This window comes from Pseudonocardia yunnanensis (assembly GCF_039534065.1).
Lineage (GTDB): Bacteria > Actinomycetota > Actinomycetes > Mycobacteriales > Pseudonocardiaceae > Pseudonocardia > Pseudonocardia yunnanensis.
This window is the reverse complement of sequence record NZ_BAAAUS010000023.1, coordinates 366,538-377,244: the sequence shown is the minus strand read 5'-3', so window position 1 is coordinate 377,244 and position 10,707 is coordinate 366,538. Positions and strand designations below refer to the sequence as shown.

Annotated in this window: 7 protein-coding genes and 1 pseudogene; 7 read left to right on the top strand and 1 reads right to left on the bottom strand. The window is 70.6% G+C overall.

From position 1 onward, the window contains the following. The 5 genes from ABD743_RS21575 to ABD743_RS21555 all read left to right on the top strand — a co-directional run. On the top strand, positions 1 to 3,091 hold a 3,091-nt coding region (locus ABD743_RS21575), incomplete at its 5' end, for a glycosyltransferase family 39 protein (RefSeq protein WP_344723936.1). A gap of 6 nt (positions 3,092 to 3,097) precedes the next feature. Next, the gene (locus tag ABD743_RS21570; RefSeq protein WP_344723935.1) at positions 3,098 to 4,459 is read left to right on the top strand and encodes a hypothetical protein; all 1,362 of its coding nucleotides are present in this window, start codon (positions 3,098 to 3,100) and stop codon (positions 4,457 to 4,459) included. Next, positions 4,449 to 5,573 (top strand): glycosyltransferase family 4 protein, encoded by a 1,125-nt coding sequence (locus tag ABD743_RS21565; protein WP_344723934.1) that lies wholly within the window; start codon positions 4,449 to 4,451, stop codon positions 5,571 to 5,573. The genes ABD743_RS21570 and ABD743_RS21565 overlap by 11 nt, the downstream gene beginning before the upstream one ends. Positions 5,574 to 5,589: 16 nt before the next feature. Continuing rightward, entirely contained in the window at positions 5,590 to 6,393 is an 804-nt protein-coding gene (locus ABD743_RS21560) for a PIG-L deacetylase family protein (RefSeq protein WP_344723933.1), read from the top strand. Between the two features lie 297 nt (positions 6,394 to 6,690). Next, positions 6,691 to 7,125: an alpha/beta fold hydrolase gene (locus ABD743_RS21555; RefSeq protein WP_344723932.1), complete on the top strand. Its 435-nt coding sequence runs from the start codon at positions 6,691 to 6,693 to the stop codon at positions 7,123 to 7,125. Positions 7,126 to 7,205: 80 nt separating this feature from the next. Here the strand turns inward: ABD743_RS21555 and ABD743_RS21550 are convergent, their stop codons facing one another. Beyond that, positions 7,206 to 8,657 carry a carboxylesterase/lipase family protein gene (locus ABD743_RS21550; protein WP_344723931.1) on the bottom strand — a complete coding sequence of 484 codons (1,452 nt, stop codon included), beginning with the start codon at positions 8,655 to 8,657 and terminating at the stop codon, positions 7,206 to 7,208. A gap of 210 nt (positions 8,658 to 8,867) precedes the next feature. Between ABD743_RS21550 and ABD743_RS21545 the strand changes: the two are divergent. Continuing rightward, positions 8,868 to 9,425, top strand: a pseudogene (locus tag ABD743_RS21545) (MFS transporter); the annotation flags it as partial. Between the two features lie 454 nt (positions 9,426 to 9,879). After that, complete coding sequence (locus tag ABD743_RS21540) at positions 9,880 to 10,665, top strand: class I SAM-dependent DNA methyltransferase (protein WP_344723930.1); 786 nt, start codon at positions 9,880 to 9,882, stop codon at positions 10,663 to 10,665. The last annotated feature ends 42 nt before the right edge of the window (positions 10,666 to 10,707 follow it).

The following is a 10,707-nucleotide window of genomic DNA, read 5'->3' as shown; positions in this document are numbered from 1 at the left end:
CTCGCTCGTGCTGCTGCCATGGCTCGCCGCGGCCGGCGTCGGCTACGCGGCGGTGACCGTGCTGACCACGGTGCTCCTCGCGCTGCGGGACTACCGGCGCAGCCAACTCGCGCTCCTCGCCGCAACGCTGCTCATGAGTGCCGGGTTCGCCGCAGGCTGGCACCTGGGCGGCACGTACGGCCTCGCGATCGGCTCGGCCGCAGGCGCACTCGCGGCAACGGCCGTGCTCACCGCCATCGCCGCGCCCTACCTGCCGACAGGCATCGGCCGCGCCACCACCATCGGTGCCGCGGCCTGCGCGGTCCTGATGGCCGCGCTGCTCCTCGCCCGCCCGTCCCCGGCGGTGTGGTTGGTGATGGCAGCCGTCGCGGGCTGGGTGACGTTGCTGTCCGGGCGGCGCCGCGACGGGTCGGCGCTTGCCGCGCCGCCGCTCGATCGGGCCACCGGCCGTCCCGGGCTGCGCATCCTCCATCTGGCGACCGCACACACGGTCGGAGAGCCGCCGGCCGGCCACCCGCTCAACCGGCGTATCGCTAAGTCCCACTCCGTCACCGTGCTCGCGCCACGGGCGCCCGGCCACAGCGCGCGCGTCCGCGACGGCGTGCAGTACCTGTACGCCGGGGGAGGCGGCCGCCCGTTCACCCGCGCCCTCGGCTTCCTGACGGCCGTCCCTGCCGCCGTCCGCCGGTACGACCCCGACGTCGTCGTCACTGACCTCGAGACCCTCGGCTCGCTCGCCACCCTCCTCGTCCGCGGCCGCCCCACGGTCGGCGTGGCACCGCCGGAGGAGGCCCCGCACGCCTCGTTCGCCGTCCGGCTGGCCGCCCGCCGGCACACCCGGGTCGTGGCCCGGCCGGACCAGCTCGACCAGCTCCCGGCTTCGGCCCGTGACCGCGCGATGCCGGATCCGGACGACCGCGAACACCGGGCAGCGCTCCACATCCGCCCGCGGCTCGGCTGCCACGTCCTGTACCTCGCCGGGGACGGCAACCGGTGGGAGACGAACCTCGTGCTGGCGGCGTGGGCGAAGGTCGCCCCCCGGGTCGACGGCGACCTCGTCCTGTGCACGGGGAATCGTGACCTCGTCGCGGCGGCTACCAGGGTGACCACGCAGCTGGGGATCGCCCACCGGGTGCGCGCGCTGGCCCCCACGACCGGGCTGCTCCGGCTCGAACGCCTCGCAGCTGCTCGCGTCGTCGTGCCGGGAATCGCGTCCGGGAACCGCGTCGCGCTCGCGCTGGAGGCGCTCGCAACCGGAACGCCCGTCGTGGCCTTCGACGATCCGGTGCTGCGCCCGATCGTCGGGCCCACTTGCGGGGTACTGGTCCACCGGCGCGACGTCGCTGCGCTCGCGACCGCCCTCACCGACGTCTACACGGCCGAGAAGCGCATCACGGCGTGGGCCGGCCGGGCCCGGAACCTCGCCTCGGACCGGTTCCGCGACCTCGTCGCCGCGCGCCGGCAGGAGGTGTACGTCGCCGCTGCGGCTGCTGCCGCCGCCGAACCGGACCCCGCGCCCGCGGCCGAACCGGCGCGCGCTGTAGAGCCGGACCGCCGGACGATCCTGAGGAGAGCGTGGACCCGGCATCGTGTCCTCGCCGTGCTGGCTCCGCTCGTCGTGGTGCTCGCCGCCTTCGGGGTACGCGCGGTCGGGGTCACCCGCAGCTTCGAGCTCTGGGTCGACGAGATGCTCTACGCCGAGCTCGGCCGCTCGGTCAGCCTCGGCCAGCTCCCGAACCTCCCGGACGGGCCGTTCTTCCTCCACCCACCCGGCGCGTTCCTTCTCGAAGGGATCGTGATCCGACTCTTCGACCTCACCGGCGACAGCATGAGTCTGGTGTTCCAGCTGCGCTGGCTCACCGTCGTCCTGGGGGCGGTGTCCGTCGTGCTGGCGTTCGTGCTCGTAGGCAAGACCACAAGGCCGGTATTCGCTTGGACCGCCGCGGCCGTTCTCACCTTCGAACCATTCGTCCTACGCAACAACAGCCGCGTCTTCCTCGAAACCTCCGCCATGGCCCTGGCCCTGGCCGGAATGCTCGTCCTGGTCGTCGAACTCACCCGGGGCCGGCCGCGACCACCGGCGCTGCTCGCAGCAGGCCTGCTGCTCGGCTTCGCCGTCCTCACCAAGGACGTGATCGCGGTCTACGCGATGGCCCCGGTTCTGCTCGCGGCGCTGTGGCGGCGCACCCTGGACCGCGGGACGGCCGGGATCCTCCTCGGGGCGGCAGCGCTCCCGTATGCGCTGTACCTGGCCGCGGTGTCGGCAAGCGGGCACTGGGCCGACTGGTGGAGCCAGAAGTTGGGGGGCGTCGCCCGCGCGTCCGGGGCGGTGCAGGACACGGGGTTCAACGCGCCCGGTTCGCCCAGCCTCGTCGAGAGGCTGATCGACCAGGTCGGACAGTTCGGGTCCAGCTACCTGCTGCTGCTGGCATGCCCGGTCGCCGGGCTGCTCGCCTGCTGGAGCACACGCCCGGAGCGACGGCTGGTCGGACTGGCGGCGCTGTGCATCGGCGGGTTCGGTGTCTACAGCGCCGCGTTCGGCACGTTCGAGGAGCAGTACGGCTACCCGGTGATGATCGCCGGTGTCGTCGCGCTCGCCGTGATCGCGGCCGAGTGCCTGGAGCGCAGGCCGGCGCGGATGCCTGCGGTCGCGACGGTGGGCGCGCTGTTCACCGGGCTCGTCGTCCTGCTGGGTGTGCGCGCGGAGACCACTGTGGACGACGGCTTCGAACAGGCACGTCTGTGGGTGGAGGCGAACCTCCCGGCGGACGCCAGGGTCAGCGTCACCAACAGCACCGGTGAGTTCGCCTTCGCCTCCGACCCACGCTTCGGCGTGTGGCCGTCGGCACCGCTCATGGAAGCGAACGGCGCCGAGTACATCCTGACCCAGAGCCACCCCACCGAGCAGGGCTACGGCTACGCCCTGCCCGAGATGCTCGACTGGCTCATCGCGAACGCCCAGCCGGTCTTCCGCGCCGACGGGCCCACGAACGGAAGCACGGTCATCTGGCACGTGACCCCGCAGGCCGTCGAGCAAGGCGCCCTGCAAGACGTCGGCGAGCCGTCACGCACCTACGAGACGGAACGGTAGGCGCCGATGAACCTTCTTGCCCTGCTGCTCAGGCGGCCGCTCTCCTCGATCCTGGCGCTGCTGCTGGCGACGGCCGCTGTGGCGTCCGCGATCGGCGCGGGCCGGCCGGCCGACGGGATGCGCTTCGGCGTGCTCGGCTCCGACTGTGCCGAGGAGCGGGTCTCACAGCTCGCCGCGGCCGACGTGGACCTCGCCGTCGTGGACGTGCGGTGGGACCGGTTCGAGCCCATCCCCGGTCAGATCGACCCCGCCTACGTCCGCGCCCTGACGAGCGCGGTCGAACGCTGCCGGAGCGCCGGCGTCGGTGTCGTCCTCGGTCTAGGCCTGCAATACGCGCCGACATGGGTCGGTGCCCTGCCCGGCGGCACGTACCGCAACCAGTACGGGACCGACCGGACCGGAAGCGTGCCGAACGTGATCTTCAGCGCCGAGGTGCGCAGCGCCGTCGACCACTACGTCGAGCGGCTCGGCGCCACCCTCCCGTTCGGCGAGATCGCGGCGATCCGGGTCGGCACCGGAGAGGCGGGCGAGCTCGGTTTCCCCGGCCGCGTCTACGGGAGCGACTCCGACAACTCCTTTTGGGCCTTCGACGACGCCGCGCAGGTCGGCGCGGGCCTCGCCGAGGGCGTCGAGTCGACACCCCTTCCGGGTTGGCGCCCCGGCGACCGGACACGCGACGGAAGGGACGTCACCGCCGAGGACGTGGCCGGCTGGTTCGGGTGGTACACCGATTCGGCCGCCGAGGCGATCGTCTGGCAGATCGAGCTCCTGCGCAGGCACGGCTTCGACGGAGAGATCCACATCCCCCTCGCGGGCCGGGGCGTGCTGCCTGCGGATCTCGTCCAGGCCGTCGGCGCCCGCCTGGACGGCACGGCCGACCGGGACGGCAGCCTCGAGCGTGGCCTGCTCTACCCCGACCAGCTCGACCGGCTGGGTGCGCTCGCCGCGGACCTCGGCGGCGGGGCGATCTTCGCGGACGTGACGGGCATCGGCGACGCGACAGCCGTACAGGCGCGGACGCTGAACCCGCCGCAGGACACCTGCCGGCCCGAGGACGCGCGCGAGGACCCGCGGCACGCGCCGGGCGTGGCGGACTGGTCCGCGTTCCGGTGGACGATCGCGAACGCCAGGCACGCGGGCCTGGGCGTCGTCGGGGAGAACCCGGGCTCGCCCGACGCCCCCGGTACCGGAGGCGACGACGACTCCGAAGGGCTCGCCGGTCAGATGCAACACGCCCCGCGGTACGCGGCCGAGTGCGGGCTCTCGGCCTTCTTCTGGGCCTTCGAAGACGACTTGTTCAGCGGTCCCGGCGAGGTCGACATCACCACCTACGCCACGACGATCGGGAGTTACCGCAATGGCAACTGACACGACGATGCGCATCCTGCACCTGGGATTCGAGGATCCCCGCATGCCCGGCGCGGGCGGTGGCTCGGTCAGGACGCACGAGATCAACCGGCGGCTCGTCGCCGCCGGGCACGACGTCACCGTGCTGACCACCGGCTACCCGGACGCCGTGGAGCGGGTGCAGGACGGTGTGCATTACGTGCCCGTCGGCGCCGGGCGTGGAGCGAACCGGCTCAGCCGGCTCGCCGGCTACATCACCGGCCTCCCGGCGGCCGCCCGCCGGTACCCGGACGTGGATCTGGTGGTCGAGGACTTCTTCGCGCCCTTCTCGACGATGGCTGCGCCATTGTGGACGGGGCGGCCGACCATCGGGATCGTCCAGTGGCTGCATGCGCGTGAGAAGGCGCGCCAGTACGGGCTGCCGTTCCACGTCGTGGAGCGGGCCGGCGTCCGCAGACACCACCACCTCATCGCGGTCTCGCACGGCACGGCTGAGCGACTGCTGGCGATGAACCCACGGCTGCGCGTCGACGTCATCGGCAACGGGGTCGACCCACGGGCGTTCGCGACCACGCCTTGCACCGGCCGCGACATCGTGTTCCTCGGCCGCCTCGAGCTCGTCGGCAAGGGCCTCGACCTCCTTCTGGACGCCTGGGCGAAGGCCTGTGCCCACGTCGAGGGTCGGCTGATCGTGGCCGGCGGCGGCCCCGACGAGACACGGGTCCGGGCACGGATCGCGGAACTCGGCCTGTCCCACCGGGTCTCGTTCGCCGGATGGGTGAGCGGAGCGGAGAAGTTCCGGCTGCTGGCGTCGGCCCGGCTCGTCGTGGTGCCGTCCCGCCACGAGACCTTCGGCCTCGTTGCGCTCGAGGCGCTGGCTTCGGGCACGCCGGTGATCGCCTTCGATATCCCCTGCCTGCAGGAGGTGGTGCCACGCGGCGCCGGCTGGCGGATACCACCGTTCGACGTGGAGGCGCTCGCGGACCGGATCGTCGAGGCCCACGCCGACCACGATCAGCTCGCCGCGGCCGGCCGCGCCGGGCGGGCGTTCGCCGCGGGATACGACTGGGATGTCCTCGCCTGCCGGCAGGCGGACGTGTACCGGGCCGCGCTCGCCGCGGCGCCCGTCCACTGAGGACCGAGGACCGACCGTGCCGCTTCCTCCGCACCTCGCCTCGTCGTCGTCCATCGACTCCGCATGGTTGTTTCTCTCCCCGCACCTCGACGACGCCGTCCTGTCGTGCGGGGCGTTGATGGCCGAGTTCGCGCCGCGCCGCCCCATCACCGTCGCCACGGTGTTCACCGCGGCCGGTCCGGCGCCGCACACACTCGCGGCGCGGTCGTTCATGCGCCAATGCGCGGCCTCCGACGCCGCCACGCTGTTCGAGGACCGCAGAGCGGAGGACCGCGACGTCATCCGTGAGATCGGCGCCGACCCCGTCCACCTCGGTGAGCCCGACGCTCTGTACCGGAGGCGGTCGGTGCCCGAGCCTGTGGAGCGGTTGGGCGCACGCGTGCCCGAACTGGTGCACCGCTACCCGACCTTCCGCTTCGACATCGCGAAGGGACGGGTCTCCCGCGGCGACCGCATGCTCATCCGGCAGCTGCGTGCGCGAGTGGCCGAGCTGATCTCCCGGACCGCTTCCGAACTGGTGTTCTGCCCGGTCGGCGTCGGCAGGCACGTCGATCACCTGATCACCCGCGCCGTGGGAGACGTGGCCGGTGAGCGCACCATCTACTACTCGGACTTCCCCTACAACCAGGTCGCACAGGCGGACCAGGCCTTCCTCGCGAGGCGCGATCTCGTGCCGTGGACGTGGGACGACGGGATCGTCGCCAAGGAACGACTCATCCGCGGCTACCGGACGCAGGCCGACGCCCTTTTCCCGGCCGGGCATGTTCCCGCGGCAGCCGAGGTCTACTACTGCCCACGGCGACGGCCCATGCTCGGCTAACCGCCCAGCGGCTGTGCCGACCGCAACAGCACCACATGGCTGCGCACACAGAAAGTCCGCGGACCTCCTATCTGGCTGCCGGTCCGCACGACGGCCCACTGATGATCTTCCTGCACGGCCGGCCCGCCACCGCACGGACCTGGAAGCACCAGATTCATTGCTTTGCCGCTCTCGGATTTCGGGGTCTGCGAAAGGCGATCTACCGACGTGGTGATCCGGAAAGCATCGGCACGGTGTCGAGAACCGCCACCATCACCAGGGACGGCGCGTGGTTCGGCGGGTCCGGCAGCGTGCCGGATGTTCCGCTGGACACTGCGATTCTCGACGAGGTCGACCTCGCAGCACTCGCCGCGTCGTTCACCCGCAACGGTTTTCGCCGGCCCGACCGCCTACTACCTCAACCACGCCGCAAACCGTGCCTCCTCGTCACGCATTCCAGGGGACAGGCGCCTCGACCTGCCGGTGCTGTTCATCGGCGCCGCGTACGACCCGGTGGCCGACGTCGTCACCACCGACGCCGCCGAACCCATGCGACGCTGGTGCAGCGATATCACCGAGGTCACCATTGCTGCCGGTCGCTGGGTGGCCCTGGAGCAGCCCGAAAAGGTCGACGCCGTGCTGGCCCACTGGTTGGCCACCCGCGTCGGAGACTTCTGGCCCACATACCCCGCAGCACCCATATGGCCCAGGGCTGCGCATTCTCAGCAGCGGGTCAGCAGGTCAGCCGATTGACCAACCGGTTCGGGCAGTACAGCCGAACGCAGGGTGAGAGCCGCCGGGTCCAGCGCGTCATGCAGGTCAGACACCCGGAGTCACGTCCTCAGGCCGAGGGCGCCGAACCGCCGATCACGCCAGATGCTGCGTGACCGCTCCTCCGGGTACCGAGCGAGGGTGGACCGAGCGTCATACACGCGCGTGACGCGCTCGTGGGGTGTGTAGCGGGCCCAGCCGGGGTTACCGGTGGCGGCGAACGACAGGTGCTCGGCACGCATCAGGTTCGACAAGCGACGGGCCTTCGCCACGGCACCCGGGCCGGCTTCCGTGAGCCCCGTTTCGATTTCGGCGGTGCCGAACACGAGCAGGGTGTCGAGGGAGTGCGAGGCACCCAGGGAGTTGAACCCCCAGCAGAGCTCGTAGAGCCACACCCGCGCACCACCGGCGCAGGCAGCCTCGGCGAGATGGAGGGCCGGCATCCGCCACAGCCAGTCCGACATCGCCGTGTCGCGCAGCTCGATCGGAGAGGCGAACGGATAAGCCGCTCGGTATCGCTGCACGCCCGGCGTCGGTGTCAGCACGTTCAGCAGCGTGTCCACGCCGGCAGCGTCGACGTCGCCGAGCCGGGCGGCGAGCAAGCTGAACTCGTCACGGGTATGCCCGACAAGCAGATCGACATCACGCGCCGCGCCATGGGAGAGCGCGGCCCACGGAGACGCCGGCAGGACCTCACCATCCACCACCGGGGAGAACGGTGTAGGCGTGTAGGCCACCGAACCCCACCGGCCTACGCGCTGCGGAAGACGGTCCGTCACGGACCGGGCCGCCGCGACGAGATCATCGGGTGCGACGGCGACCAGGTCCTCGACACGGGGCGAGCGGCCGAGCTCGGCGCTGACCTCCGTCGCGACGTCCGCAGCGAGGTCGGGGGCGAAGAAGGTTCCCGGGAGGCTCTGCAGGATCGCGCGACGGAACAGGCCGAACGCAATGGGCATCACCAGCAGTGCAGCGATCGAGCCCGCTCCTGCGGACTGCCCGAAGACGGTGACGTTGCCCGGGTCACCGCCGAAGGCGGCGATGTTGTCCTGCACCCACCGGAGTGCGGCGATCTGATCGAGCAGACCGCGGTTGTCAGGCGCGCCGTCGAGCCTCGCGAAGCCCTCGGCCCCGGTTCGGTAGTGGGCACTCACCACGACCGCACCGTCTCGTGCCAGCGTCGCGCCCGCGAGATGCGGATTGGACGAGTTGCAGTTCAGGTACGTGCCGCCACTGATCCACACCACGACCGGAAGTCCGGTCCGACCGGGATCGGACGTCCAGACCGCCAGGTTCAGCCAATCCACTCCCTCCGTCGGCCGGCCCGGCTGCGGTGGGGGCGGGCCGAACCGGGTGGCATCGCGCGCCCCGTCCCATGGCACGACAGGACGGGGGGCGGCGAATCGATTCGGCCCGACGGGCGGCGCGGCGAAGGGCACGCCGCGGTACACGGCTACTCCGTCTTCCCAGCTTCCACGGACCGTCCCGGCGGACGTCCGTACATGAGTGGTCATGATCTGCACCCTCACACCACCCGCTCCACCGGTCACGCGGAATTCGCGCGGTGCGGCGCCACCTTCCCCGTCTCCGAAGAGGTGCAACGGGGAGAAGCGGTCAGCGATGCGGCATCACATTGCATCCCACGCGCCGTTGTGCAAGGTAGCTCCGATGCGAGGATGAATACGTACTTGGTACCGGAGTTCCACGCCGTCGAATGTGGCGTCATGACGTCGAACAAAACCGCACCGGGGCCGGCAACGGGTACGGCCACCCAGTCGGCGCTGACCCGAGCCGGCATGATCGCGGTGCTGCTGGGCGCGGCATTGCCCGTCATCGACTTCTTCATCGTCAACGTCGGACTACCGACGATTCAAACGGATCTGTACGCGTCCACCGCGACCTTGGAACTGATCGTGTCGGCCTACGGCCTCGCGTTCGCCGTGCTGCTCGTCCTCGGCGGGCGGCTCGGCGACGCGTTCGGTCGCCGCCGCCTGTTCCTGCTCGGACTCGCGCTGTTCACGCTCACCTCGCTGGTCTGCGGCATCGCGCCGAACGGGGCGACGCTGGTGCTCGCGCGCGCCGCGCAAGGTGCAGCCGCAGCGCTGGTGATGCCGCAGGTGCTCTCGATCATCCAGGCCGGCACCACGGGCGAGCGCCGCTCCCGCGCTCTCGGCTTCTACGGCGCGACCAGCGGAATGTCATCGGTGATCGGCCAACTGCTCGGCGGGTTGCTCGTGGCCGCCGACCTGTGGGGCACCGCGCTGCTGGCCGTCTCCCTGCTGTGGTATCAGGTAGTTGCAGTACCGGGATGAACTCGCTGCTCCACGTGCTCGTCGACGCCTACGACCTGGACGAACGTCAGCGACACCGGCTGCTCGGCCCGCTCCCCCAGCGCACACAGCGCCGACACCGAAACGCTGCGCGGGCCGGTTTACGCATTATTCAGAACTCTCAGCTCTTCAGGCTGTAGGCCCACATCCGACAGAGCGTGTCGTGAATGGTCGCGATCTTAGGCGCACGCCGAGAACGCGCCAAGCTTTTCGTGAGCGCCATCACTGCCACTCGTAGGCATCCATGTCGATTTCCGTATAGATTTCCATGCACGTCACGAACCCCGTTGTATGGTCATTACAGCCAGAAGTCGGAGGCGTGGCGCTCGACGCCTGATGAATCGCGCTTCCGCCGTCCTGGACGAGGTCGCACGGAGGGGAAATGACCATCAGGAGCTCGAACAAGATGACGCTTTCAGGAGTCACATCATCGGCAGATTTCGAGGTATTTCTTCCCGAGCTCGACGGCGACCTGCTCCTCGACCAGGACGAGGAGTGGTGCGAAGTGCTGGTCGACGGGCGGCGCGACCGCATCCGATTCCACGACTACCACCGGATCTACGACATCCCCGGAATGTACGAGCGCCTCTTCTACGACATGCTCGAATGCGTCTCCCCTCGCCTGGTCCGCGACCTGCTCGCCACGGCGCTGGCCGAGCACGCGATGAAGGCCGAGAACCTGCGGGTGCTCGACGTCGGCGCCGGCAACGGCATGGTCGGCGAGGAGATCCGCACGCTGGGCGTGGAGACCGTGCACGGCGTCGACATCCTGGAAGAGGCAGCCGCCGCTACCCGACGCGACCGCCCGGACGTCTACGACGACTACCTCGTCGCCGACCTCACCGATCTCACCCCCGAACAACACGACGTGCTCCTCCACGCCGACCTCAACACGATGACCACGGTGGCCGCGCTCGGATTCGGCGACATCCCGCCCGAGGCCTTCGTCGGCGCCTTCAACCTCATCGAGACACCGGGCCTGCTGGCGTTCACCATCAAGGACGACTTCCTCCGCGACGACGACCCCAGCGGCTTCAGCCGGCTGATCCAACGCATGCTCGCCGAGAAGACAATCGTGCCGCTGGCCGAAAAACACTACCGGCATCGACTGTCGGTGCACGGCAAGCCGCTGGAGTACATCGCATTCGTCGCACGCAAGACGGACGACGTTCCGGCGGCCTGGGTCCGCTGACCGGCCGCTGACCGGCCGCTGACCGGCTCGGAAGTCCACACG

Bases quoted from the DNA above. Each gene is read 5' to 3' on its own strand.
- ABD743_RS21570 (WP_344723935.1), top strand. From the start codon at position 3,098: ATGAACCTTCTTGCCCTGCTGCTCAGGCGGCCGCTCTCCTCGATCCTG.
- ABD743_RS21565 (WP_344723934.1), top strand. From the start codon at position 4,449: ATGGCAACTGACACGACGATGCGCATCCTGCACCTGGGATTCGAGGAT.
- ABD743_RS21555 (WP_344723932.1), top strand. From the start codon at position 6,691: ATGTTCCGCTGGACACTGCGATTCTCGACGAGGTCGACCTCGCAGCAC.
- ABD743_RS21550 (WP_344723931.1), bottom strand. From the start codon at position 8,657: ATGACCACTCATGTACGGACGTCCGCCGGGACGGTCCGTGGAAGCTGG.
- ABD743_RS21540 (WP_344723930.1), top strand. From the start codon at position 9,880: ATGACGCTTTCAGGAGTCACATCATCGGCAGATTTCGAGGTATTTCTT.